The 26,036-nt window shown below is 64.1% G+C and carries 21 protein-coding genes and 2 pseudogenes; 15 read left to right on the forward strand and 8 right to left on the reverse strand.

From position 1 onward, the window contains the following. Positions 1-690: pseudogene (locus tag B3P22_RS03950) on the forward strand (TRAP transporter substrate-binding protein); the annotation flags it as partial. 77 nt (positions 691-767) lie between these two features. Here the strand turns inward: B3P22_RS03950 and B3P22_RS03955 are convergent. Continuing rightward, entirely contained in the window at positions 768-1,172 is a 405-nt protein-coding gene (locus B3P22_RS03955; protein ID WP_013713264.1) for an acyl-CoA thioesterase, read from the reverse strand. A gap of 362 nt (positions 1,173-1,534) precedes the next feature. Between B3P22_RS03955 and B3P22_RS03960 the strand changes: the two genes are divergently transcribed. From B3P22_RS03960 to B3P22_RS03975, 4 genes are all read left to right on the forward strand, one after another. Beyond that, on the forward strand, positions 1,535-1,699 hold the full coding sequence (locus B3P22_RS03960; RefSeq protein ID WP_275546507.1) for a hypothetical protein: 165 nt from the start codon (positions 1,535-1,537) through the stop codon (positions 1,697-1,699). A 52-nt stretch (positions 1,700-1,751) separates the two neighbouring features. Continuing rightward, the gene (locus B3P22_RS03965) at positions 1,752-1,916 is read left to right on the forward strand and encodes a DUF1328 domain-containing protein (protein ID WP_197857636.1); all 165 of its coding nucleotides are present in this window, start codon (positions 1,752-1,754) and stop codon (positions 1,914-1,916) included. A gap of 9 nt (positions 1,917-1,925) precedes the next feature. Then, entirely contained in the window at positions 1,926-2,387 is a 462-nt protein-coding gene (locus B3P22_RS03970) for an inhibitor of vertebrate lysozyme family protein (RefSeq protein WP_197857635.1), read from the forward strand. Between the two features lie 78 nt (positions 2,388-2,465). Further along, a complete protein-coding gene (locus tag B3P22_RS03975; RefSeq protein ID WP_296269986.1) occupies positions 2,466-3,695 on the forward strand; it encodes a nucleoside recognition domain-containing protein in 1,230 nt (409 codons plus the stop codon). Between the two features lie 7 nt (positions 3,696-3,702). Here the strand turns inward: B3P22_RS03975 and B3P22_RS03980 are convergent, their stop codons facing one another. Both B3P22_RS03980 and B3P22_RS03985 read right to left on the reverse strand, forming a co-directional pair. Beyond that, positions 3,703-4,281 carry a hypothetical protein gene (locus B3P22_RS03980; RefSeq protein ID WP_296269987.1) on the reverse strand — a complete coding sequence of 193 codons (579 nt, stop codon included), beginning with the start codon at positions 4,279-4,281 and terminating at the stop codon, positions 3,703-3,705. Between the two features lie 461 nt (positions 4,282-4,742). Continuing rightward, positions 4,743-4,958 (reverse strand): dodecin, encoded by a 216-nt coding sequence (locus B3P22_RS03985; RefSeq protein ID WP_275546504.1) that lies wholly within the window; start codon positions 4,956-4,958, stop codon positions 4,743-4,745. A 123-nt stretch (positions 4,959-5,081) separates the two neighbouring features. Here B3P22_RS03985 and B3P22_RS03990 point away from each other — a divergent pair, with 123 nt between their 5' ends. The 10 genes and pseudogenes from B3P22_RS03990 to B3P22_RS04035 form a co-directional block, all read left to right on the forward strand. Then, positions 5,082-5,582, forward strand: coding sequence for a sigma-70 family RNA polymerase sigma factor (locus tag B3P22_RS03990; protein ID WP_296269988.1), 501 nt, complete (start codon positions 5,082-5,084; stop codon positions 5,580-5,582). Beyond that, positions 5,579-6,529: a FecR domain-containing protein gene (locus B3P22_RS03995; protein ID WP_296269989.1), complete on the forward strand. Its 951-nt coding sequence runs from the start codon at positions 5,579-5,581 to the stop codon at positions 6,527-6,529. Before B3P22_RS03990 ends, B3P22_RS03995 begins: the two co-directional genes overlap by 4 nt. Before the next feature lie 267 nt (positions 6,530-6,796). Then, entirely contained in the window at positions 6,797-9,172 is a 2,376-nt protein-coding gene (locus B3P22_RS04000) for a TonB-dependent siderophore receptor (RefSeq protein ID WP_296269990.1), read from the forward strand. Positions 9,173-9,369: 197 nt separating this feature from the next. Continuing rightward, a complete protein-coding gene (locus tag B3P22_RS04005; RefSeq protein ID WP_419096410.1) occupies positions 9,370-9,855 on the forward strand; it encodes a sigma-70 family RNA polymerase sigma factor in 486 nt (161 codons plus the stop codon). Then, positions 9,852-10,790, forward strand: a complete 939-nt coding sequence (locus tag B3P22_RS04010) for a FecR domain-containing protein (protein WP_296269991.1) — start codon at positions 9,852-9,854, stop codon at positions 10,788-10,790. The genes B3P22_RS04005 and B3P22_RS04010 overlap by 4 nt, the downstream gene beginning before the upstream one ends. After that, positions 10,787-13,336: a TonB-dependent receptor gene (locus tag B3P22_RS04015; RefSeq protein WP_296269992.1), complete on the forward strand. Its 2,550-nt coding sequence runs from the start codon at positions 10,787-10,789 to the stop codon at positions 13,334-13,336. The genes B3P22_RS04010 and B3P22_RS04015 overlap by 4 nt, the downstream gene beginning before the upstream one ends. Before the next feature lie 187 nt (positions 13,337-13,523). Beyond that, the gene (locus B3P22_RS04020) at positions 13,524-14,042 is read left to right on the forward strand and encodes a sigma-70 family RNA polymerase sigma factor (RefSeq protein WP_296269993.1); all 519 of its coding nucleotides are present in this window, start codon (positions 13,524-13,526) and stop codon (positions 14,040-14,042) included. Further along, a complete protein-coding gene (locus B3P22_RS04025) occupies positions 14,039-14,995 on the forward strand; it encodes a FecR domain-containing protein (RefSeq protein ID WP_296269994.1) in 957 nt (318 codons plus the stop codon). The genes B3P22_RS04020 and B3P22_RS04025 overlap by 4 nt, the downstream gene beginning before the upstream one ends. 136 nt (positions 14,996-15,131) lie before the next feature. Further along, entirely contained in the window at positions 15,132-17,654 is a 2,523-nt protein-coding gene (locus B3P22_RS04030; RefSeq protein WP_296269995.1) for a TonB-dependent siderophore receptor, read from the forward strand. A 57-nt stretch (positions 17,655-17,711) separates the two neighbouring features. Then, positions 17,712-18,014, forward strand: a pseudogene (locus B3P22_RS04035) (TonB-dependent siderophore receptor); the annotation flags it as partial. Between the two features lie 277 nt (positions 18,015-18,291). On the opposite strand, the gene B3P22_RS04040 reads toward B3P22_RS04035, so the two are convergent. The 5 genes from B3P22_RS04040 to B3P22_RS04060 form a co-directional block, all read right to left on the reverse strand. Then, entirely contained in the window at positions 18,292-20,697 is a 2,406-nt protein-coding gene (locus B3P22_RS04040; protein WP_296269996.1) for a TonB-dependent receptor, read from the reverse strand. A gap of 462 nt (positions 20,698-21,159) precedes the next feature. Next, positions 21,160-22,104: a FecR domain-containing protein gene (locus B3P22_RS04045; RefSeq protein WP_296269997.1), complete on the reverse strand. Its 945-nt coding sequence runs from the start codon at positions 22,102-22,104 to the stop codon at positions 21,160-21,162. Beyond that, positions 22,101-22,607 (reverse strand): sigma-70 family RNA polymerase sigma factor, encoded by a 507-nt coding sequence (locus B3P22_RS04050; RefSeq protein WP_197858788.1) that lies wholly within the window; start codon positions 22,605-22,607, stop codon positions 22,101-22,103. The genes B3P22_RS04045 and B3P22_RS04050 overlap by 4 nt, the downstream gene beginning before the upstream one ends. Positions 22,608-22,689: 82 nt before the next feature. Next, positions 22,690-25,095: a TonB-dependent receptor gene (locus B3P22_RS04055; RefSeq protein ID WP_296269998.1), complete on the reverse strand. Its 2,406-nt coding sequence runs from the start codon at positions 25,093-25,095 to the stop codon at positions 22,690-22,692. A 254-nt stretch (positions 25,096-25,349) separates the two neighbouring features. Then, positions 25,350-26,036, reverse strand: a 687-nt coding sequence (locus B3P22_RS04060) for a FecR family protein (protein ID WP_296269999.1), incomplete at its 5' end; no start/stop codon positions are given.

Genomic DNA, 26,036 nt, shown 5'->3' on the forward strand with positions numbered 1-26,036 from the left:
CGCGGCGGCGGTCAGCAGCTGTGGGAAGAGGTGTACAAGCCGTTCGGCGTGCTGCCGATGGCCTGCGGAAACACTGGCGTACAATCCGCCGGCTGGTTCAACAAGTAAATCAACTAGGTCGACGACTTCAAGGGCCTGAAGATGCGCACCCCCGGCCTGGGCGGCGAAGTGCTGACCAAAATGGGCGGCACCGTGGTCAACATGCCGGCCGGTGAGATCTTCACCGCCATGCAAACCGGCGCCATCGACGCCACCGAGTGGATCGGCCCATACAACGACTTGGCCCTGGGTCTGCACAAGGCTGCCAAGTACTACTACACCCCGGGCTGGCAGGAGCCGAGCGTTCTGTTCGAACTGGACGTCAACCTCAAGGCCTGGGAAACCCTGCCGGCCGATCTGCAGGCCATCGTTCGTGCCGCCGCCCGTGACGTCAATGGCGACATGCTCGACGACTACAACGCCAAGAACATGGAAGCCATGGAGCAACTCAAGGCCGATGGCGTGGAAGTTCGCCGCCTGCCGGACGAAGTCCTGGCCCGCCTGAAGGAAGTGGCTGCCGAAGTGGTGGACGCCAGCGCCGCGGCCGACCCGGCAGCGACAAAGGTCTGGGAGCATCAGAAAGCCTATCTGCAGCGCCTGTACGACTATGCGGAGAGCAACGAGAAGGACATCTACAACATCCGCGGCTGATTGCCCGGACAAAATGAAAACGCCGGCTTATGCCGGCGTTTTCGTTACTGCGATTCGCTTGTACGGTGCATGTCCGCTCAGCCGCGGCGCGGCGGTACCGGACGGGTGCGACCACTGCCATCGATGGCGACGAACACGAAAACGGCCTCGGTGACCTTGCGCCATTCGTTGGACAGCGGATCGTCGCTCCATACTTCGACCATCATCTGGATCGAGCTGCGGCCGATCTCCAGCGCCTGGGTGTAGAAGGACAGTTGCGCACCCACTGCCACCGGCACCAGAAAGGCCATACGATCGATGGCCACGGTCGCCACGCGGCCACCAGCGACCTTGCTCGCCATCGCGGTGCCGGCGAGGTCCATCTGGGACACCAGCCAGCCGCCGTAGATATCACCGAAACCATTGGTCTCGCGCGGCAACGCGGTGATCTGCAGGGCGAGGTCGCCCTGGGGAATCGGGTCTTCCTGTTCGTAGTCGTTCATCGGCTCGAGACTCGCGGCGCGGTTGTTGTTTTGGGCGCGGAACCCGCATGGCACACGGGCGCAGCGAGTATACCGACTGCGCAGTCGACGGGCGACCATTCTGACCATTCGCAACCCCCGAGCTTTTGCAAGTTGTCGGGCAAAACGCACGATCGAAAAAACCGCATTCGGGCAGGATGCCCGCCATCATGCGCCATCAAATAAATATAACTAGATGATTCCAAAGGAATTTATTGAAAGAACAAGTCTGGCACGGGCGCTGCAATGTCCTTGTTGGGTGACCGGTCAGGCGCCGGTCGCGATACAAGAAAGGAAGAGACGGAATGCGCGCCATCCGCCTCCAACGCAACAGGAGAACCGCCATGTGGATAGTTGCTCTGGTACTGGCCAGCTCGCTGCTTCTGCTCAGTCTGACGTTCGCCAGCGTCCTGCTGATCGGCCGGACCCTGTGCATCAGCCGCTACACCGCCGGACTGGAGCTGCCCACGGGCGCTGTGCCCCAGCCAACGGTTCCGAGCAACGCGTAAGACCCCTGGCCTGCCTGGGCCACTTTCCCATGATCCACCGAGGAGAAACACCATGCTTAGTTGGGCAGTCACTTTCCTGATCATCGCCATCATCGCCGCTGTACTGGGCTTCGGTGGTATCGCCGGCACCGCTGCAGGTATCGCCAAGATTCTATTCGTCGTGTTCCTGGTGCTGTTCATCGTCTCGTTCGTCATGGGCCGCCGCCCGAAGATGTAGGAGTCGTTAATGCATTCGATTCACGCCATCGCTGCCGCCCTGCTGATGGGCGGCGCCCTGGCGGCTCAGGCCGCCGACCGCGACGCCAGTTTCCAGCCGGGTGAGCTGCTGAGCAGCAACGCCGACTACCGCGAAGCTTGGCAGGACCTGGTCAAGGATGAAGAGCGCCTGCCGGACTGGCTGATCAATCTCAGCGGCCTGTCTACCCCCATGCAGGCAGTGGAAGCCGACAACGATCGCTACCTGGTCGGCCAGGTATGCGAAGCGCAACGATGCTTCAGCCAGCGCGCCTATGTCGCCTTCGAGTGGGAGGACGACGATGCCTATGCGCTCTATGTGCAGGTGCCGGACGGCCTGCCCGAAGACCGCGTGCCAAGCGAGCACGCTACCCTGCGCTGGTTGGGTGACCCGGACGAAGACATTCAGCAGATGCTGATGGAACAGCTGCGCGCCGATGCCAACTGGTATTGAGTGACGGCAGTTTGCAGCCTGTCCCATAAGTCACCGCCGACACGTTATCATCCCCCGCCATAACGAAGGGGGATCGCAATGCTCAATGGCTTGTGGCTGAGCTTTTTTCTGCTGGCTGCCGTCGCTGCACTGGCGCGCTGGCTGCTTGGCGGCGATGCCAGCGTGTTCGGCGCCATGGTCGAGAGCCTGTTCGCCATGGCCAAGCTCTCGGTGGAGCTGATGGTGGTGCTGTTCGGCACCCTGACGCTGTGGCTGGGCCTGCTGCGCATTGCCGAAAAGGCCGGCCTCGTGGACTTGCTGGCGCGCCTGCTGGGGCCACTGTTCGCCCGACTGATGCCGGAAGTGCCGCGCGGCCACCCGGCGCTGGGGCTGATCAGCATGAACTTCGCCGCCAATGGCCTGGGACTGGACAACGCCGCCACACCCATCGGCCTGAAAGCCATGCGCGCCTTGCAGGACCTCAACCCGAGCGCGACGACGGCGAGTAATGCGCAGATCCTGTTCCTCGTTCTCAACACCTCCTCGCTGACCCTGCTCCCGGTATCGATTTTCATGTACCGCGTGCAGCAAGGGGCCGAAGACCCGACGCTGGTGTTTCTGCCGATTCTGCTGGCTACCAGCGCCTCGACCCTGGCTGGTCTGCTGGCGGTGGCGGCGATGCAGCGTCTGCGTCTGTGGGACCCGGTGGTGCTGGCCTACCTGATTCCTACCGCGCTGCTGCTCGGCGGCTTCATGGCGCTGCTCGCCGGCATGAGCGCCACCGCCCTGGCTGCGCTGTCCTCGTTGCTCGGCAATCTCACCCTGTTTGGCCTGATCCTGCTGTTTCTCGTGGTCGGAGCGCTGCGCAAGGTCCCGGTGTACGAGAGCTTCATCGATGGCGCCAAGGAAGGGTTCGATGTAGCCAAGAGCCTGTTGCCGTATCTGGTCGCCATGCTTTGCGCCATTGGCGTATTGCGCGCGTCCGGCGCGCTGGATTTCGGCCTCGACGGCATCCGCTGGCTGATCGAAACGCTGGGCTGGGATACGCGCTTCGTCGACGCTTTGCCCACTGCGCTGATCAAACCCTTCTCCGGCGGCGCAGCGCGCGCAATGCTGATCGAAACCATGGAGAACTTCGGCGTCGACAGCTTCCCGGCGCTGATCGCTGCCACGGTACAGGGCAGCACCGAAACCACCTTCTACGTGCTGGCGGTGTACTTCGGCGCGGTCGGCCTGCAACGCGCCCGCCATGCCGTGGGCTGTGCACTGGTCGCCGATGCGGCCGGGATCATCGCCGCGATTGCCGTGTGCTATTGGTTCTTCGGCTAAGTGCCCGTCACTCGCCAAAGCCGAGTGTTTTGCCCGCCCAGGTCAGCAAGGGATCGTCGTGCTGGTATTCGCGCAATGCCAGCAGCTTGGGTGCGATGAACGCCTCGAAGTCCTCGGCCTGCTCGAAATACACCCCGGTGAAGATGGTGAACATCGACTTGTTGCCGACCGTGGCATAGAACAGATTGCCCACCGGCTCGCCATCCTGAACCAGCAGCTTGAGGCTGGCGCGGCTGGCCAGGCTGGTTTCCAGCGGCAGATCCTGTTGCACCAGGCCGCTGTTGCGCAGGCCAAACGACGCACCGAAGGTCTCGGCATAGCTGGTCATCAGCGCATCGCCGGCACGTGGATACAGCGAGACGCCGGTGTAGAGGTAAAACCAGTCGCTGTCACGGCTTTCGAAATTAAGGTCGATGGTGCGCGTGGCATAGGTCACCACCTTCTGGTAGCGCCCCTCCTGTGGCGCCTCGTAGGCGGCGAAATCGTCGCCACTGAGCAGCAGGCGGCGCTCCTCGGCGAGTGGCGGATCATTGTCAACGCACCCCGCAAGCGACAGCAGGCTCACCAGCAGCAAGAGTCTGAACATGGCATTTCCTCCCTGAAATCAGCCCAGGCAGCTTGCCCGATCCAACCCTGCCTCGCCAGCGGCCAGCACCGCGGCTGTGCGCGGGGCCACAACCGCTGGCCCATCCTGGCATCGATCACCATCGCCGCTGGCGTGCGGCGCCACGGCCGCAATGGCTATTGGCAACCAGCCTGACAGCCCGAAAAACCGACAATCCCGGGGCGCTTCATCTGCCATGTGACAGCCAGGAGACTGCCATGCGTGTTCACCTGCCGCTTCGCGTTCATCTGGCAGCGGAATGTGGCCGACATCATCCACCCGGTCCTGGGGCAGGCCCGGGAAGGCGCCCTACAACCTGGCCGGTGATAGCGCCATGAGCCTGCAGGAGATCGCGGCCATCCTGCAGAAACCTACCGACCGCTGCCGGCAGGGCTGCTCGGTGGCGCGCTACGCCAGCCGCGCCGACCTCTGCGTGCAGGGCATCAGCTATTGCTCAGACGGAAGCCGACCTTGAGCGTGACCTGGTAGTGACCGACTTTGCCATTCTCGATATGGCCGCGGGTCTCGAGCACCTCGAACCAATCCAGGTTGCGCACGCTCTTGGCGCACTCGGCCAGGGCGTTCTCGATGGCGTCCTCGATGCTGGTATGCGATGAACCAACGATCTCGATCTTCTTGTAGGTGTGATGGTCGGACATGTTCAGCTCCTGAAATTGAAGGGTTCATCTTCAAGACTAGCCACCCGGCCAGAGGTTTCATTTACAGGCCACGGGCCAAGTCGATAAGATGCGACAAATTCTCATTCATCATGAGACACCATCGTGTCGACCCCCTCCAAGTTCGGCTTCTTCTTCAGCGACCATCACCGCTGGCTGCTGCAGCATATCCAGCGCCAGTTGCGCAACCGTGCCGACGCTGAAGACGCGGCGGCGGAAACTTTCTGCCAGTTGCTCACTGCGCGGGTCGACCCAACGCACCTCGAGCGCCCACGCGCCTTTCTCTCCACCGTCGCCCGCCGGCTGGTCTACGACCGTTACCGCCGCCAACGCCTGGAGCAGGCCTACCTGGAACGCTTGGCGCTACTGCCGGAAGAGTTCGCCCCCTCACCGGAAGAAAAGCTGCTTCTGCTGGAGGCGCTCACCAACATCGACCGCAGCCTTTCCGATCTGCCGCTGGTGGTGAAAAAGGCCTTTCTCTACAGCCAGCTCGATGGCCTGTCCTATGCCGAGATCGGCCGGCGCCTGGATATCAGCGAGCGCACCGTGGGCCGCTACATGACCCAGGCCCTGCGCCAGTGCTGGCTGAGCGGCATGCAGCCATGAGCGGCGAAGCGCTCGATCCCGTCGTCGAGCAGGCCATCGACTGGATGGTGCGCCTGCGCTCGGGGCGCGCCGATACGCGAACCGAGGATGCCTTCCAGGCCTGGCTGAGCGCCGCGCCAAACCACGCGCAGACCTGGCAACAGCTGCAGGGCCGCCTCGGCGAGCCCTACGACATGCTACGCCGCGCGCCGAAGGCCCTGCGTGAACCGCTGCTGCAACCGGCCCATGGCCGCCGCGACGTGCTCCGTGGGCTGGTCGGCGCCGGTCTGCTCGGCGGTGGCCTTTGGCTTGGCGCGCGCAGCGACAGTGGCCAGGCCCTGCTGGCTGACCTGCGCACCGGCAAGGGCGAACGCCGCGCGCTGCCCCTGGCCGACGGCAGCAGACTGAGCCTGAATGCCGGCAGCGCCGTGGACCTCGACTTCTCCAGCGGGCAGCGCCTGCTGCGCCTGCAACGCGGCTCGCTGCTGGTGCAGGTGGCGGCCGATCGCGCGCGGCCCTTCGTGGTGCGTACCGCGCAGGGTGATGCCCGCGCCCTCGGCACGCGCTTCATGGTCGAGCGCCAGGGCGAGTCGACGCGGGTGGTGGTGCTCGAGCATGCGGTGCGCGTATCCCTGCCCAGCGGCGCGCAGCTCGACCTGCCGCAAGGCCAGTCCGCCGTGCTGCATCAGGCCAGGATCGAGCGCCTCGACGGTGATCAGAGCTTCCGCGCCGACTGGCTCAAGGGGCAGCTGAGCGTGCTCGACGAGCCACTGGAAAGCGTGATCGATGCCTTGCGCCCCTACCGCAGCGGCATCTTGCGCCTCGACCCGCAGATACGCAGCTTGCGCGTGCAGGGAGTGTTCCCGCTGGACGACAGCGAGCGCGCGCTTACCGCGCTGGCAGAAACCCTGCCGCTCAAGGTCGAGCGCTATGGCCCCTGGCTGACCCTGATCGGGCCGCGCGGTTAGGCGCCGACCGTTCGGGGTGCTGGAACGGTTGTCGGGTGATAGGTCCAGGCGGCAGTGACGCTAACAGATCGCGGACAAGTCCGCTCCCACAAGCTGGCAGCGCGGGTTGCAACTGAACTGTGGAGCGGACTTGTCCGCGAATGCCCCACTGAATACAGACTCTTATGGCTTGCCCAAAAAAGAATGAAAATTTTTCGCATCCGTGTCCGGTTTTCAGCGCTCGTTGCACCTCTCTCCTGACAACACACATTTCTCAGGAGAACCTCCGTGCTCAAACCCTGGCCTCTCGCCCTGGCGATCTCCCTCGCCGGCGGCCTGCCGCTTGCCCTGGCCCATGCCGAATCCACCGTCCAGCAGCAGGTGCTGAGCTTCGACCTGGCGGCCGCCGGCCTGGGGGCGACCCTCAACGCCATCGCCCGCCAGAGCGGCCAGGTGGTTTCCCTCGACCCGCAGCTGGTCAGCGGCAAGCAGGCCCCCGCCGTGCGCGGCTCGATGACCGCGCAGCAGGCGATGCAGCTGGCGCTGGCCGGCAGCGGCCTGCAACTGGTGGTGACCGATAGCGGCAACTTCAGCGTGCGCCGCACACAGGAGACGTCCAGGGTCCTGGAGCTGGATTCGACCAGCGTCATCGGCCAGGCCTACAGCTCCGTCAGCCCGGACGACGGTTATGTGGCCAAGCGGGCGACCGCGGGCAGCAAGACCGATACGCCGCTGATCGAGACGCCTTACTCGGTCTCCGTGGTGACCCGTGAGCAGATCGAGGCCCAGCAGCCCAAGACCATCACCCAGGCGCTGCGCTATACCCCGGGTATCCATGCCGAACTGGCCGGGCCCCAGTTCGTCACCGACCAGTTAACCATTCGCGGCTTTCAACAGGGCACCGGGCGCATGCTGCGCGATGGCACCCGCACCTTCCTGCCGGAGTTCCTCGGCTGGGATGCGCCCGAGCCTTACGGCCTGGAGCGCATCGAAGTGCTGCGCGGCGCCAGCTCGGTGCTGTACGGCGCATCCGATCCCGGCGGCCAGATCAACCTGATCAGCAAGCGCCCGACCCTGGAGCCGGTGCGTGAGGTGCAGTTGCAGGCAGGCAATCTGGGCTATAGGCAGGGCGCCTTCGATCTGGGCGGTGCGCTGGATGAAGAGGGCGTGTGGAGCTATCGCCTCACCGGGCTTTTCCGCGAAACGGATGCCCAGGTCGACCATATCAGCAATCGCCGCCAGTACTTCGCCCCGGCCATCAGCTATCGGCCAAGCGATGCCACCGAGCTGACGGTGCTAGCCGAGTACCAAAAGCAGACCGGCAACTTCGCCAACCCCCTGCCGGCATCCGGCACCGTTTTTCGCGATCCGCGTGGCAGCCTCGACCGGGATACCTACGTCGGCGACAGCGCCTACGACTTCATGACCAACGAGAAGACCTCGCTGGGCTATGTGTTCGAGCATCATCTCGACGATATCTGGACGCTGCGCCAGAACGTGCGCTACAGCGACTACCGGCAATCCAGCTCGGAAATCGCGCTGTTCGGCCCATTGGGTGGCGGCCAGTACTCGCGCTACAACGACCAGCGCAAAGGCGATGGCCGGCTGTTCACCATGGACAACCAGGTTCAGGCCAACTTCGTCACCGGCCCGCTCGAGCACACCCTGCTGACCGGCGTGGACTACAACAACGGCCAGTTCGACCAGCGCCAGTCGCTGAACTTCATCATGGAAGGCTTCGACCCGTTCAACCCGGTCTACGGCCAACCCCTGACCTTGGTGCCGTTCACCAACAGCAGCTACGAACAGAAGCTGTCCCAGACCGGCCTCTATCTGCAGGAGCAGATCAAGCTCGACAACTGGGTGTTCCTGCTCGGCGGCCGCTATGACTGGGCCAGCAACCAGAAGGACGACCGCAGCCCGCAGACGCAGAAGGACGAGAAATTCAGCGGCCGTGCCGGCATCGTCTACCTGTTCGACAACGGCCTGGCGCCCTACGCCAGCTACAGCGAGTCGTTCCTGCCGACCATGGGCACCACCGCCGATGGCTCGCAACTGAACCCGGAAACTGGCAAGCAGTACGAACTGGGCCTGAAATACGAGCCGCCGGGCGCCAACAGTCTCTACACCATCGCCCTGTTCGACCTGACCAAACAGAACGTCACCGAATCGGTTGGCGGCTTCTCTCGCCAGGAAGGCGAAGTCCGCTCCCAGGGCGTCGAACTGGAGGCCAAGACCGAGATCAGCCGCGGCCTCAACCTGATCGGCAGCTACACCTGGAACGACGTCGAAGTGACCCAGTCGGACAGCGGCAACAAGGGCAACACGCCGTTCCGGGTGCCGGAGCACATGGCCTCGCTGTGGGCCGACTACAGCATCCGGAGCGGCCCCCTGGCCGGCCTGCGCATCGGCGCCGGCGCCCGCTACGTGGGCAGCACCTATGGCGACGCGGCCAACAGCTTCAAGGTGGACAGCTACACCCTGGTCGATGCCATGGTCAGCTACCCGCTCGGCAAGCTCGACGCCTCGCTCGATGGCCTCGACCTGACCCTGAACGCCGTCAACCTGTTCGACGAGGACTACGTCGCCGGCTGCTTCAGCAACGTTGGCTGCCAATATGGCCAGCAGCGTACCGTCTACGGCAGCGTGACCTACAACTGGTAAGCCGACGCAACGGGGATGGAAGGCACAAGGCGCCTTCCACCCCCGCAATGGCTCTGCCCGATACCCTGGCAGCCTTCAGCCATTTGCCCCTGCCTGTTTCAAAAGCCCGATCACCCGCCTACAATCGCGATCAATTCTTATCCGCATCGCTTTTTAAGAGGAAGATCCGGGTGTCACGCGCGTCGCTGCACGATGAAATGCACTGCCTCTATCGCGATCACGCCAGCTGGCTGCAAGGCTGGCTGCGCAAGCGCCTGGGCGATCGGCAACGCGCCGAGGACATTTCCCATGACACCTTCGTCCGCCTGATCACTTCCACCGTTGCCCATCCCCTGCGCCAACCGCGCAGTTTTCTGGCCACCGTGGCCAAGCGGGTAATGGTCGATCATCTGCGCCGTCGCACCCTGGAGCAGGCCTATCTGGACGCCCTGACGCAGGAACCGGAACTGCAGGAATGCTCGCCGGAACAACGCCTGGTTGTGCTCGAGACCCTGCTGCAGATCGACGCCATGCTCGATGGTCTGCCAACCCGCGTACGCCAGGCCTTCCTCTATGCGCAGTTGGAAGGCCTGAACTATGCCGAGATCGCCCAGCGCCTCGGTGTGTCGGTCAGTTCGGTGACCAAGTATGTGGGCAAGGCCACTGAGCAGTGCCTGCTGTTCGCCCTGGATGCCGAGGGATGAACCGCGCCGAGCAGCGCCTGGCCCTGCGCGATGCCGCTCAGTGGCACGCCCGCCTCGGCGCCCAGCCAAACTGCGCGCAGACCCGGCAGCAATGGCAGGCCTGGTATCAGCAGCACGCCCTCCATCAATGGGCCTGGCAACGCCTCGAAGACCTGCAGGCCGGGCTCAGTGGATTACCCGGTCCACTGGCTCGCCACACCCTGGGCAGTGATGTCCAGGCCAGCCGCCGCACCCTGCTCAAGGGGCTGGTGCTGGGCATCGGCATCTCCGGTCTGGCCTGGACGGGCTACCGGCAAACGCCGCTCTGGCTGGCCGACCAGCGCACCGCCACTGGCGAGCGCCGCCAGCTGACCCTGCAGGACGGCAGCCGCCTGACGCTGAACACCGCCAGCGCGGTGGATATCCGCTTCGATGCGCAGCAACGGCTGATCATCCTGCGTGCGGGTGAAATCCTCATCGAAACGGCCAGGGATTCGCGCCCGTTCAGGGTACGCAGCGCCCACGGTGAAATGCGCGCCCTGGGCACCTGCTTCAATGTGCGCCAGTTCGATGATCACACCGAGCTCGAGGTTCTGGAACATGCGGTAGCCGTGCGTAACGCGGCGAATGGCGCCGAACTTCGCGTCGACGCCGGCCTGCGTCTGAGCTTCGATGAGCGAAGACTGGGCACCCCGCAACCTGCCGACCTGAATCGGGCTGCCTGGAGCCAGGGCCGCCTGGTGATCGACGACTGGCGCCTGGACCGTACCCTGGCCGAGTTGCAGCGCTATCGCCCCGGCGTCATCACCTGCGCCGAGGACGTCGCCGGCCTGCGCCTGTCCGGCGCCTACCCGCTGGATGATACCGACCGCGCCCTGGCAGCCATCGCTCAGGCGCTGCCGGTGCGTATGGAAACCCGCACGCGTTACTGGGTGAGCGTCAAAGCACGCAAGTGAAAATATTTTTCATTATCGATTGTCGGTTTTGCCATCTCGCTCGACCTCTCCTGCAACCTGAATCAACGGCATTTGCAGGAGTCTTCATGTCGCATACCCAGCAGCACGCCAGAAAGCCCCTGGCCATCGCCATCTTCGCCGCCACCCTGGCTCTGCACACGGGCTTCGTGCAGCCGTTGCTGAGCGATGCCGGCAAGGCACGGGCCGAGGAAGCGGTGAAAACCTATTCCATCGCCGAAGGCCCGCTGGGTGCGGTGCTCAGCCGCTTCGCCAACGAAGCCGACGTGGTGCTGTCGTTCGATGCAGCGCTGACCAATGGCAAGAACAGTCCGGGCCTGCAGGGCAGCTACAGCGTCGAACAGGGTTTCGCAAAACTGTTGGTCGGCAGTGATCTACGCATCGTCCAGGCAGGCAGCAACTATGTCCTGGAGCGCATGCCGAAGAAAGGGGCCGCGCTGGAGCTGGCTGCCACCACTGTCACCGCCAGCAGCTCGCGCTCCACGACTGAAAATACCGGCTCGTACACCACCGGAGCGACCAGCACGGCGACGAGAATGAATCTCTCAATGCGCGAAACACCCCAGGCGGTAACCGTTATCACGCGGCAGCGCATCGAAGATCAGGGCCTGAACAATCTCAACGAGATCGTGCACAACACACCCGGGCTCACCCTGCGTCGGCACGGCCCCGAGCGCTCGACCTACTACTCACGTGGTTTTTCCATAGACAACATCATGTACGACGGGCTGCCTACCAGCCTGGATAGCTCCTGGCTGTCCCAGGACCTGCTTGCCGCCGACATGGCCATGTATGACCGGGTCGAGGTCGTACGTGGCTCCACAGGCCTGATGCAAGGCGCCGGTATGCCGTCGGCAGCCATCAATCTGATTCGCAAACGGCCGACCAAAGAGTTCCAGGCCGCCATTCAGGGAAGTGCCGGCAGTTGGGATCGCTATCGCACCGAACTCGACTTGTCCGGCCCGCTGACCGAAAGCGGCAATCTGCGGGGCCGCATGGTCACCGCCTACCAGGATCACAACAGCTTCCGCGACGTGGCCGAAAATGAGAGAGGCCTGTTCTACGGGATTCTCGAGGCCGATCTGAGTGAGCGCACCACCCTGACCCTCAGCGCGTCGCACCAGAATGACAATTACAACGGTAACGGCTGGACAGGCTTGCCAGTCGCCATCGACGGTAGCGACCTGCACTTGTCGCGCTCCACCTCACTGAGCAACGACTGGGAGTACTGGGATCGCACCATCACCTCCGCCCTGGTTGGCTTGCAGCATGAACTGGATGCTGGCTGGAGACTGAACCTGTCTGCGCAGCGAACCTGGTCATCCCTCGATATGCTGGGCACCTACCTGACAACCAACACCACCACCGGGGTCATCAACCAGATGGTGGGGATGGGGGATTATCAGGAGCAGCAGAACAGCTTCGATCTTTACGCCAGCGGCCCCTTTCAACTGGCCGCCCGCGAACACGAACTGGTCGTGGGGGCCAGTCATCGCACCGTGAAATTCGAAGGCGACGTAGCGACCAACCGTCTGCTTGCAAGCGATATAGACGTTTACGACTGGGACTCAGGCGCCATCGCCAAACCAACCAGGGCAGCGCTTTATGATTGGCTGAACAGTGACGCCAAGCAGAGCGGTGTGTATGCAACAACCCGGCTGAACCTGGCCGATTCGCTAAAGCTGATTCTAGGCAGCCGCCTGGACTGGTATGAACTCGACAGCGTGTATCCGTACCTCAATCGGCCGACGCCACCGACGCTCAAGATTACCCGTAACGTGACGCGCTACGCGGGCCTGATCTATGACCTCGATGACAACCACTCCGTGTATGCCAGCTATACGGACATCTTCAAGCCGCAGAACTATTTCGACGCCTCCGGCAGCCCGATCGAACCCATCACGGGCAAAAACTACGAGGTGGGAATCAAGGGTGAGTATTTCGACGGGGCGCTGAATACCTCGCTCTCGATATTCCAGATCGACCAGGAAAACCGCGCCAAGCGCTCCACCGATCAAACGACCTGCCCAAGCTACCCGACCACCAGCTGCTACGAGGCGTCCGGGAAGGTTCGCAGCAAGGGCATCGAACTGGAATTGCAAGGTGAGCTGACACCGAACTGGCAATTGGCCGCCGGCTACACCTTCGCCGAGACCAAATACGTGAAGGACGCCAACGTGGCCAACGAGGGCAAACTGTTCGACACGGACATCCCGCGGCACCTCTTCAAGCTGTCGACGACCTATACATTGCCGGGAGTGCTCTCCAACTGGCGAGTCGGTGGTTCGCTGTATCGTCAGAACCGCATCTTCAACAAAGGCGCTAACTACACTGTCGAGCAGGAGGCTTATTCGCTGGTCGACCTGATGCTCGGTTTCAAGCCGACCGAGAATCTGGACATGCGGCTGAACCTGAACAATGCATTCGACAAGAAGTACTACAACGTCATCAGTACCACGGTTGCGACACCGAGCAGTGTCTATGGTGAACCACGCAATTTGATGATGTCAGTGAAATACACCTTCTGACCCCTGAGCGCAGGCGCGTGTCGATCGTTCCCACGTCGAGGCGTCGAACCGTCCGCGTGGGAACGCTTTCAGGCCACTCTTGGCCCTGTGCAACGGAGTCTATCCCCTCCAACAGTTCCCAAACCCGAGCCGCCCTTCTACAATCGCGATCAATTCTTATCTGCATCGGCGTGCCAGGGAGTTCCGGGTGTCCAGCGTTTTGCCGCAGTCATCATTGCACGATGACGTACACAGGCTCTATCACAACCATCACGGCTGGCTGCAAGGCTGGCTGCGTCGGCGCCTGGGCGACCGTGAGCGCGCTGCCGATATCGCTCAGGACACCTTCCTGCGGCTGCTGGTGACCCGGCGCATGCCGGAGCAGGGCGAAGGCCGCCGTTTTCTCGCGCAGATCGCCCGCAATCTGGTCATCGACCAGTGGCGCCGCCAGCGCATCGAACAGGCCTACCTCGACAGCCTGGCGGCTTTGCCGGAGCCGCAAACCCCGTCGCTGGAGACCCGCGCCATGGTCATCGAAACCCTGCTGCAGATCGATGCCATGCTCGACGGCATGCCGGCCAAGGTGCGCGAAGCCTTCCTGCTGTCGCAGTTCGAGGGTCTGACTTATCCACAGATCGCCGAACGCCTCGAAGTCAGCGTCAGCTCGGTGCAGAAGTACATGCTGCGCGCCATCGCCGCCTGCTATCAGGTGCTCTACGCCGAATGAAAGCTGCCAGCGAAGCGTCTATCGCCCCGGCGATCGTCGAGCAGGCCAGCCGTTGGCTGATGCTGCAGTGGGGCGGCGAGCTGGATTCCGAACAGCAGCGCTGCTTCGCCGAGTGGTGCGCGGCCGACCCCGAGCACGGCCGCGCCTGGCAGCGCCTGGAGCAACTGCAGAGCACCCTGAGCGGCGTGCCGGCCGACACAGCCTGCGCGGTGCTGCGCGAGCTGCCCGATGCACGCCGACGGCATACGCTCAAGCTGCTCGGCGCGCTGTTACTGGCTGGAGGTAGCGGCTACCTTGCCCAGTCACAGTTACCCTGGCGCGAGGCCATGGCCGACCTGCGCAGCGGCACTGGCGAGCGCCTGCAACGGACGCTGGCCGATGGCAGCCGGCTGAGCCTGAACAGCGGCAGTGCGGTGGACATCCTGTTCAGCGCCAGCGAGCGGCGCATCCGCCTGCTTGATGGTGAACTGCTGCTCGAAAGTGGCCGTGACGCGGCGCAGCGCCCGCTGATCGTGGAAACCTCCGCTGGGGAGATCCAGGCGCTGGGCACGCGCTTCTCGGTGTATCAGCGCGATGGCGGTAGCCAGGTAGAACTGTTCGAGGGCGAGCTGGAACTGCGTCCGCGCCAGGCCGCTGCCACACGCCTGCAAGCCGGGCAAAGCCGCTGGTTTTCTGCCACGACGCTGGGTGAAATCGCTCCGGCCAATGCCAACGCCATCGCCTGGAATGGCGGTCGCCTGGTCGCCGAGCGCATGCCACTGGGCCAGTTCCTCGCTGAACTGTCGCGCCATCGCCCCGGCGTGCTGCGCTGCGAACCGGCCGTCGCCAGCCTGCCACTGACCGGCGTATTCCCCCTGGCCGACACCGACCGCGTGCTGATCGCATTGCAGCAATCGCTGCCGGTAAAGGTACAGAGCCTGACCCGTTACTGGGTCACGGTGACCGCTGCCTGATTGATCGTTCCCACGCTCCTGCGTGGGAACGATCTGTATCGGCAAAGAAATTTGCGCAGCCCTTGTCGGTTTTACCGACTCGCTCGGGATACCTCTTGAACTCGACCAAGAAGCATTCTCAAGAGGATTATCCAGAATGCCGCATCTGCCCACTTCGACCCGTTCCCGGCTGAGCCTCGCGGTTCGCCACGCCCTGTTCGCCGGCCTGCTTACCGGCGGCCCATTGCTGCTGAGCATGCCGGTGTCCCAGGTCATCGCCAGCGAACAGTCGCGCAGCTACGCCATCCCCGCCGGCCCGCTGGACCAGGCGCTGAACCTTTTTGCCAGCGAAGCCGGCATCCTGCTGTCAGTCGACGCCCAACTCACCGCCGGCAAGCGCAGCCCAGGGCTCAACGGCAATTATTCGGTGGATGAAGGCCTGGCGCGGCTGTTGGCCGGCACCGGCCTGCGGGCGCTCGATACCAATGGCAACTACATGTTGGAAGTGGCGGTGGAGAGTGGCGACGCACTTGAGTTGGAGGCGATAACTGTCACCCAAAGCAGGCTCAACGCGACAACCGAGGGTAGCGGCTCCTACACCGCCGGTGCTGTGACCATTGGCAAGGGCCAGCACACCCTGAGAGAAACGCCGCAGTCCATCACGGTCATGACCCGCAAGTACATGGATGATCAAAACCTTACCAGCATTGATCAGGTCATGGAGAAAACCCCGGGCATCGCGGTGTACGAGTCCCCCATGGGCGGCAAGTACTTCTACTCCCGCGGTTTCATGATGCAGGGGCAGTACCAGTACGACGGCGTGCCTCTGGACGTCGGCGCAGAGTACGTCCAAGCCAATAGCTTCTCCGGCGACATGGCTTACTACGACCGTGTCGAAGTGCTCAAGGGCGCGGCCGGCATGATGAAAGGCTCTGGCGGTTCTGCTGGCGGGGTCAACTTCGTCCGTAAGCGTGGTCAGGATAAGTTCACTACCAGCCTGACACTCTCGGCCGGCTCCTGGGACAACTACCGCGGCCAAGTGGATGTTGGCGGCCCGCTGAACGAGTCGGGAACCCTGCGCGGCCGTGCCGTCATGGCCCAGCAGGATCGCCAGTACTTCTACGACCTCGGCGAACGGGAGGATCAGATCCTCTATGGCGCCCTGGATTATGACCTCACGCCAGACACCACCGTCGGTGTGGGCGTCGCCTATGAAAGTCTGGATGCCACCCCGTGCTGGCATGGCCTTCCCCGCGACAGCAACGGCAAGGACCTGAAGCTGAGTCGCTCCACCTGTCTGGGCGCATCCTGGAACAACTGGGAGAGCGAGCGCACCACCGTCTTCGCAGACCTGTCGCATCGACTGAACGAGGACTGGGCCTTCAAGTTCGCCAGCGTCTACACCCATAACAAGCAGGACATCAAATACGCGCTGTCCGAAACCAGCGGCGGCGTCACCCCAGGCACCACATCGGCACCATCCAGGGTCTATTCGGGCCTGTTCGACTATGACCAGACCGACTACGGCTTCGACGCCTACCTGGATGGCAAATTCGCTGCCTTCGGCCTGGAGCACGAACTGACCGTCGGGGCCAATGCCAGCCGCGGCAAGACCCGTGACCACATGGCGCTCATCGACATGACCGCATTGCTGGGCACGACACAGGACCCGTTCAAGCCGAACGCGCATATCCCTGAACCACCGGACAGCTTCTACGCCCCCAACTCCTATCGTGGCGGCCCGATACCTACCGAGTCGGATACCCGGCAGTTCGGTACCTACGCCACGCTGCGCCTGAAACTCGCCGAGCCGCTGACCTTCGTGTTGGGTTCTCGCGTCAGTTGGTATCGCAACAAGCGCGACTCCTACACCCGCGCCTGGGACTACTGGCAACACGACAGGAGCCAGGAAAACGGCCAGGTCACCCCCTTCGCCGCACTGATCTACGACCTGAACGACAACTGGTCCGTGTATGCCAGCTATGCCGACATCTTCCAGCCTCAGAGCACCTACACCGACGAGTCCAACAGCCCGCTACAGCCCAAGACAGGTGCCAGCTACGAGTTGGGTATCAAGGGTGAGTTGATGCAGGGCCGCGTCAACACGGCATTCAACCTGTTCCGAACCGTCGAAGAGCACCGTGCAGAAGCGAACTACAGCACCAGTTGCCCGGGTTCTTCCGACGGTTTCTGCTACAGCGACGTGGGCAAGGTACGCGCACAAGGCTTCGAAGCGGAAATCAGCGGCGAGGTCGTCGACCGACTTCAGTTGCTGGCAGGCTACACCTATACCCAGACCAGGTACCTGGAAAGCGCCAACCTCGACCCGCAAGAGCCAGCCTTTTCCGTCACCTATTTCCCGCGCCACCTGTTTCGCGCCTGGGCCGACTATCAGTTGCCCGGTGAGCTGGACCGCTGGAACCTCGGCGCCGGCGTGAGCATACAGAGCGACATCGCCTACCGGGATGCGAACGTGAGGCCCGCCGTCAATTCGGTACAGGCTGGTTATGCAATATGGAGCGGCCGCGTGGGCTTTCGTATCGACGAAAACTGGTCTGTCGCGCTCAACGGAAATAACCTGTTCGACAAGAAGTACTACCAGAGCGCAGGTGCCGTGTCCTGGGGCAACTTCTATGGCGAACCGCGTAACTTCATGGTGACCCTAAAAGGAAATTTCTGAGCCCATCAGCCCTGGTTGAAGCGCTCTGCTCTATAGAGCGCTTCAACTCCCCCGAACATCCCGCGCGACACGTTCAAGCTGTTCACCACCTATCGCCTGCAATCGCTGCCGCAACTGAAAGTGGGCGGCGGCGTACGCTGGCAGGGCAAGGAGTACTACAAGGGTTCCGGCCCCAATGGCGAGACCTTCACGCAAGCCCCCTACAGCGTGGTGGATGGCGCAGTACGTCTTCACCCCGAGACCAGTGTTTCGCTGAACCTCAACAATGCGCTCGACGAGACCTACTACACGGCGATCGGCCCACGCGGCTGGTACGGCACGCCGCGCAGCCTGACCGCGAGCCTCAGCAACCCGTTCTGAGCCCTGTGGATAACCGCGCCCGGGCGACATTGCCCTGCAGCTGCGAAGGCGCCGGTGCTCAGGGCATGCAGGTTCCTGATTAGCAATGACGCTCAGCCAAGCGGGAGGCCCGGATGAAATCCGGGAAAGATCGGGCGGCATACCACACCGCCCCGGATTTCATCCGGGCTACAGAGCTGCTGAACGCGTAGGAGCCCGCTTGCGGGCGATGGCAATATCCGGCCCGCACGCGCTGCCGTGGAAGCGGCCCCAGCCCGCACGCTTATCCACAGCCCCCTCAGAACTCGACCTGATAACCCAGGGTGAAGGTGCGCCCACGGCCCTTGAAGTTGTAGTCGTCGGCGATGCGGGCCGATTGCGAGTAGTAGGTGAAGTAATCTTCGTCGAGCAGGTTGTCGACGCCCAGCGACAGGCTGCCCAGCGGCAGGCGGCGGCTGACGCTGGCAGAGAGCAGGGCATAGCCGTCGAACTCTAGGCGCGGATCATCGAAGCTGCGGCTGACGTAGTAGTTGTATTGCAGGTAGCTCGACCAGTCGTCGTTCCAGTTGGCCTGCCAGCTCAGGCTGTACTGATCAGGCGAGATGTTCAGGCCGGTCAGCTTGGTGTCCACCTTGCCGTCGTCGTTGGTATCGGATTTGCCCTGGCTGTGGGCGTAGCTGCCGCGCAGGCTGTGGCGGTCGTCGATGTGCCAGTTGCCGGTCAGCTCATAGCCCTGGATCTCGACCCGCTCGCGATTGGCGAAGTAGTTGCCATCGCTGCTCACCGACAGGCGTTCGCCCAGGTTGGAGAACGACTCGTAGTAGCTCAGCTCCATGTCCACGCGCTCGAAGTTCAGGCGCAGGCCCACTTCGCGCGAACGGGTGATGATCGGCTCCAGCTCCAGCAGGCTTTCCACGTCCAGTCCCGGCTCGTCGAGTCCGCGCAGCACGCGGCCGATGTCGGGCATGCCGAAGCCCTCGGAGTAGCCGCCGTAGAGCTGTGCCCAGTCGGTGGCCTGATAGGTGAAGCCGTAGTTGCTCAGGGTCTTGCCGAACGACACCTTGCCACCGGCGACGCTTACGCCGCCGGCATTGTTGGTGCCCCAGACGGTGCGAAAGTCATCCACGTCCAGTTCGGAGTGCTCGCGGCGCAAGCCGGCCATCAGGGTCAGTTGGTCGGTCAGGTGCAGGTCGCCCTGGAGGAAGCCGGCCTGGTTGTCGTAGGTGGAGGGCGGCACGTAGCTGCGGTGGGTCTGCACCAGCACCTGTTCGCCCTTGTCGCGCATCAGGTCGACGCCGCCGGTCAGGTCGAGCAGGCCATCGAACATGCCGCGGCGGCGCAGGGTCAGCTTGCCGCCCCATTTTTCCGAGTCGCTGCGGCTCTGCTCCCACAGCGTGCCGACCGGGGCGATGCTCGGGTCCTGGAAGGCCGCCGACATCAGCGCGCCGAACTGGCCGCGGTAACGCTGGTGGTAGAGCTGCAGGTCGAGCACGTTGCCGTAGAGGTCCTGAATGTTGTAGCTGAAGCTGTACTGGCGGTTCTCGTTGAAGGCCGGATCGCCCTGCGGATCGCCCTTGCGTGCAGTGCTGGGAATGCCGGCGGCGCGGTCGCCAAGCACCGGCACATAGTCATTGTTGCCCTTGAGCTCGTAGTGGTTGGCGCTGAACTGCAGGTGCTGCACGTCGTCGAGCCAGTAGCCGAGCTTGAACATCAGGTCATGGTCGCGGGTGTCCTGGATCTCGCCGGGGTAGGCGACGCCGATCAGGTCGTCGTTGGCGTCGTAGAAGGCGCCGCGCTCCTGCCAGGTGGCGCCGAACAGGGTTTCCCAGTCGCCATGCAGCGCGCTGACCCGGTAGTTCATCTTGTAGCCCAGGCCGTCGTTGCTGAAGCGGTCATCGCTTTCCAGGCTGACCCCGGCGTGCTGGCTGACGCCATTGCCCTCGGGACGACGGCTGATGAAGTTGACGATGCCGCCGGTGGCACCGCCGCCATGTTCGGCCGAGGCGCCGTGGATCACCTCGATGCGTTCGACCTGCGCCAGGTCGAAGGTGTAGCTGCTGCGCCCGTCGTTGCGAATCGAGCTGGCCTGCGGCACGCCGTCGACGAGAAACTGCGGCGTGCGGCCGCGCAGCGTTTCACCGGCATTGGACATCTTCTGCCGGCTTGGCGAATAGGACGGGATCAGACTGCTCAGCACCTGGCCCAGGTCGCTGCTCAGCGCCAGCTGCTGCTCGATCTGCTGGCGGTCGATGACGGTCACGCGCTGGCTGGTCTGCCCCACAGCGGTATCGCTGCGCAGAGTGCTGACCGTGACGGAGTCCAGCTCCAGCACATCGCCGTTGGCCGAGCGTTGCTGTGGCTGGCGCTCCAGCCCGTAGACGCCCTCGCCCTGGCGCACCGCGCGCAGGCCGCTGCCCTGCAGCAAGCGGGCAAAACCTTCCTCCACTTCGAAGGTGCCCTGCAGGCCCTGGCTGCTTTGGCCCTGCAGCGCGGCCGAATCGAACGACAGGGCGACGCCGGCGGCGCTGGCGTAACGGTTGAGCACTTCGGCCAGCGGCCCGCCGGCGATCTGATAAGCGTGCGGCGCCGGCGTATCGGCGAGGCTCAGCACCGGCAATGCCCCGCCCAAGAGCAGACCGGAGCAAAGCAGGGCGTGACGGATGGCGGTGCGAAGCGGAGAGCGAGCGGAGCGGTGTGACGGCATGCGGGTTCCCTGGCAGCTGGCTGCGAAGTGATTGTCTGCAGGGAGGGTCGAAACAGCGCGGCAGAAAGTGCAAATGGTGAAGCATTTTTCTCATATTGGTGCGAGCACCTGCGTTTTGAAGGCTCTGCTGTCATGCCTGGCGGCACTGGAATCTGTGTAACCCCAACGGACGTGGAGCGTCCTCGGCTGCGGTCCCGCGGGGCGTGGAAACGATCAAAGATCAGGCGGACGTATGATTTCTGTAGGAGCGGCTTCAGCCGCGATCTGCGTTTAACGATGGTGTCCACACTTTGCGTAGGCGCCGGCGTTCGTGACGCTCCGCGTCATGCTGGCAGCGCTGGAGTCTGTGCAGCCCCAACGGGCGCGGAGCGTCCTCGGCTGCGTTCCCGCGGGGCGTGGAAACGATCAAAGATCAGGCGGACGTAAGGTTTCTGTGGGAGCGGCTTCAGCCGCGATCTGCGTTCAGGCGCCGCGCGGGATCAGCGTCACCCAGTAATCGGTGCGTCGCACCACTTTTACCGGGAAGCTGTGCTCCAGCGCCGCCAGGGCGCGGTCGGTGTCGGCCAGGGGGAAACTGCCGGAGACCTTCAACCCGGCCAGAGTCGGGTCGAGGCGCAGCACGCCGTGGCGATAACGCGCCAGTTCGGCGATTACCTCGCCCAGCGGCCGGTCGAGGGCGATCAGGCTGCCCTGGGTCCAGGCCGCCGTGGCGGCATCGTTGGCGCGTTGCGGCTCCAGTCGCTCCGCATCGAAGCGCAGCTGGTGCCCGGCGGCGAGCGGCTGCATCGCTTGCAGGTGGCGCAGCGGGGCCACCTCCACGTCCCGCTCCAGCACCGCGACATGGCTGCCCTGCTCATCGCTGCGCACGCAAAAACGCGCACCCTGGCAGCGCACCAGACCATGCCGGGTTTCCACCAGCAGCGGCCGCGCCTCGTCCGGGCTGTCGATCATCGCCTCGCCACCGAGCAGACGCAGCAGGCGGCGCTGCCCATCGACATGCCACTGCGCGGCGCTGGCGGTACCCAGCATCAGCTGGCTGCCATCGCTCAAACGCCACTGCTGGCGCTCGCCCACGCCGCTGCGGTAGTCGGCCAGCCAGTAGCGGCGGGTATCGTTCTGCCAGGCGAACCAACCCAGCGGCAGTGCCAGCCCGGCCAGCGCCAGGCTGCCGAGCAGGCGACGCCGTCCATGGTCCACGCCGCGCAGGGTCGATGACGCCACCGGCCCGGGCAACAGGCCCAGTTGTTCACGCAGTTTCTCGATCTGCTGCCAGGCCTGACGATGCAGTTCGTCGGCGTCGTACCAGCGCTGCCAAGCCTGCTGCTCGCTGGCATCGCCATGACCGGAACAGAGCCGCGCGTACCAACCGCTGGCCGCCTTGAGCGCGGCGCGTTGCGCCTCGTTCACGATTGCCAGCCGGCCTGCAGCAGGCAGCAATGCTCTACGGCTCGGGCCATGTAGCTGTTCACGCTACGCAGGGAGATACCCAGGCGAGCCGCGATCTGCACGTAGGTGAGGCCGTCGAGTTGGGACAGGATGAACACCTCGCGCACCTTGCGGCCGAGCCCGGCAAGCATGCGATCGACCTCCACCAGCGCCTCCAGCAGCAGGGCCTGCTGCTCGGCGCTGGGTTGCTCGGCCTGCGGCTGCAGGGCCAGCGCATCGAGGTAGGCCTGCTCCAGCGAGCGCCGGCGCAGAAAGTCGACCATCAGGCCGCGCGCCACGGTGGCCAGGTAGTCGCGCGGCTCGCGGATGCTCGCGGCATTGCCGGCCCGCAGCAGGCGCACGAAGGTGTCCTGGGCCAGGTCGGCTGCATCGCAGCCGTTGCCCAGACGCCGCCGCAGCCAGCCCTGCAGCCAGCTGTGATGATCGCGGTAGAGGGAGTGCAGCAGCTGAGCGTCGGCGGACATGCGCAGGATTTCTTAACAAATGACAATGAATCGCATTGTCATTCGTCCCGTGGCGCTTGGCAACCTCGCCGCAGCGGCCGGCTCAGAACTCCACTTCGTAACCGAGGGTGAAAGTGCGCCCGCGGCCCTGATAGTCGTACAGGTAGGCCGGACCGTACGCTGGCGAATAGAACAGCGCGGCGCGCTGACCCCAGACGGTGCTGTAGCGCCTGTCCAGCAGGTTCTGGATACCGGCGCTGAAGGTACCGAAGTCGGTGTCCTGACGCGCGCTGAGGTCGAAGGTGGTGTAACCCTCGATGCGATGTCCGGCGTCGTCGCTCAGGTCCATTGCGTGGTTGCCCTGCAGGCGAAGGCTGCGCCGCTCGTCGCTCCAGCCCACGAATGCGGTGGTCTTGGACAGCGAAGCGTAGCGCGCATCGCGTTTGATCCAGTCGCCGTCGTCGTCCTCCTCTTCGGAGCGCACCAGGTGCAGGGTGGTGCCGGCCTGCCAGCCGCTGTCGAAGTCGCGGCTCAGCGCGGCCTCGAAACCGAAGTCGCGGCTCTTCTGTTCGTCGACGTTGATGGTCAGGGTGGCGCTGTCAGTGTTAATCACCTTGTCCGACCAGATGTAGTAGAACGCCGCCTGAGCCTGCCAGTAGGCATCGTTGAAGCGCCAGCCCACCTCCACCTGGCGGCTCTTGATGCCGGCCAGCGGATTGTCCGCCACCGACAGTCCGGCGCGGCCGTAGTACTTGGCCGGATCGGCCAGCTCGAAACCTTCGCTGTAGTTGCTCCACAGCTGGTGACCGTTGGCGAAGTCATAGAGCGCGCCGAAGTTGTACAGGCCGACTTCGTAGTCGTTGCTGCCGCCGGGTACGCCGCGAAAATCTCCGACCTCGACATCCATGTGCTGCTGGCGGGCGCCGGCGGACAGGCTCAGGTGCTGGGTCAGTTGCCAGTCCAACTGGGCGTAGGCCGACAGCCCGTCGACCACATAGCTGGGGTAGCGCGCAGCGCTGCTCTGGGTGTCCAGTTCCAGGCCGCCGCTGTCCGAAGAGCGCTGTGCGTCGAAGACATTCTGCGTAGCGTTGAAACGCTCATGATCGAGGTCCAGACCATAGGTCAGCTTGATATCGTCCCACTGCTTGCTGAACAGCCCCTTGAGGCCGCTGACCTCGAAGTTCTGCTGCGAGCCGGCGAAGTAGATGCCGGTGCTGCCCCGCGGACTGCCGGCGTTGTAGTAGGGGAAGGGGTGGAAATTGTTGTCCTCGCGGCGGTAGTAGCCCTGCAGGTAGAAGTCCTGGCCGAGCAGTTCGCTGTTGCGGTAGCTGGCATTGATCAGGGTGCGGCGGGTGCGCGGCTTGAGGTCGGTGTCGAGGCCGTTGCGAATCTCGGCATCATCGAGGTCCGAGGGCGCGTTGGCGTTGAGGTTGGGGAAGTAGATGCCGGTGCTGCCGTCGTTGCCGGAGTCGTAGTACTGCGCCAGCAGGTCGAGCTGCTGGGTGTCGTCGAGGCGCACGGCGAGGTTGCCGAGCACGTCCACGGAGCGGTTGTACTGCAGGTCGGTCTGCGTGTTGTCGAGGAACACCTGCTCGCCGTCGGCATCGTAGAAGGCTTCGTTCTTCTCCAGGGAGACGCCGAGGCGGCCCTGCACGCGCTCGTTGCCGCCGCTGACCGCCTGCGCCAGGCGCGTGGACAGGTCATCGCTGTTGTTGAAGCCGCTGGTGACGCTGGCGTTGCTTTGAAAGCGCGCCGGGCCGGCTTCGCCTTTACGCGTGACGATATTGATGATGCCGCCGGTGGCACCGCCGCCGTACAGAGCGCTGGCGCCGGAGAGCACCTCGACGCGCTCGACGTTGAACGGGGCGATGCTGTCGAACTGGCGCGAGAGGCCGCGCGAACTGTTCTGACTAACGCCGTCGATCATCACCAGCACGCCGCGTCCGCGCATGTTCTGGCCGTAGTTGGTGCGGCCTTCCGGGCCCAGGTCGAGGCCTGGCACCAGCTTGCCGAGTGCCTCCTTGAGGCTGACGCCGGTGTCGAGCTGCTCGCGCAGCTGCTTCTGCTCGACTACCCAGACGGTGCCGGGAATGGCGCTGATCTGCGTCGGCGTGCGCGACGCCACCTGGATCTGCATGGCGTCCAGGCGCACCCGCTCGCGGTTGCTCTGCGCCTCGCCGGTCGGCGCAGCGTTGCGCTGCAACAGCACGCTGTGCTCATCGGTGAAGGTCCAGCTCACGCCGCTGCCTTCGAGCAGGCGCTGCAGCGCCTCGCGGGCGGTGAAGCTGCCCTGCAGGCCGGGGTTGGGCAGGCCCTGCAGGTCGCTGGAGTTGAACAGCAGGTGCAGCCCGGCCTGATCGGCGAACTGGGTCATGGCACCATCCAGGTCGCTGGCGCTGATGTGCAGGTCATAGCGGGTCGGCTCGGCGGCCTGGGCCAACGGCCAGGCAGTGCCGATCAGGGTCGCGAAGGCGAGGGCGCGGTGCAGGGCAGAAACGGGATGGCGCATGGCGGGTTATCCGTGTCGTGTGGCAGTTTCGTTTTTGGGAATAAGTCGCGTTCCCCTCTACGACGAAACGCCCGATACGATCCTGCAGTGCCGGATGAAAATTATTTTTGCCGGGCCAGCTATGGCTCAGCCTCGGCCCCGGATTGCATCCGGGCTACCGACTGGCCAGACAACTGTAGGAGCGGCTTCAGCCGCGATTCACGCTTCGAAAGCTCGCCGCTGAAGAGCGTCTACCACCAGGCGGCGTCCGAACCTCAGCGCGGTTGCACCAGCACCAGCCAGGGCAGGCGGGTGATGCGCAGCGGCTGCAGGCGCTCCAGATTGGCCAGCAGGGCTTCTGGCTGGTCGAGGTCGACCACGCCGCTGATGCGCTGTTCGCGAAGCGCGGCATCCTCAATGAGGATGCGCCCCGGCAGGTAGCGCTCCAGTTCGGCCAGCACTTCGCCGAGCGGGCGTTGATTGAAGATCAGCTTGCCGCGCTGCCAGGTACTGGCGTTATCCAGGTCCAGCACCTGCAGCGGCCCGGGCGCCTGCTGCTGGCGATAGTCGAGCCGCTGGCCGGCGTCGACACGCACGCCCGGCGCCGCGCCGCTGCGCACCTGCACCACGCCTTCGCTGACCTCCACCTGCACCCGATCGGCGCGCAGGGCAACATCAAACCGCGTGCCCACAGCGCGGACCTGCCCGTCGGCGGCCTGCACCACGAACGGCCGCTGGGCATCCTTGGCCACCTCGAACAGCGCCTGGCCGCGCTGCAACTCCAGGTCCCGGGCGTCGGCGGAGTAACGCACCGACAGCGCGCTGTCGCTGTTGAGCCAAACCCTGCTGCCGTCCTCCAGCTCGATCAGGCGGCGTTCCCCGACTGCGGTGTAATAGTCGGCGCTGAGGTTTTCCAGCAGTTGCAGACGACCGAGCAGTGTCAGTAGCAGGCCCAGGCAGAG

This window comes from Pseudomonas sp. UBA6323, assembly GCF_002439135.1.
GTDB lineage: Bacteria > Pseudomonadota > Gammaproteobacteria > Pseudomonadales > Pseudomonadaceae > Aquipseudomonas.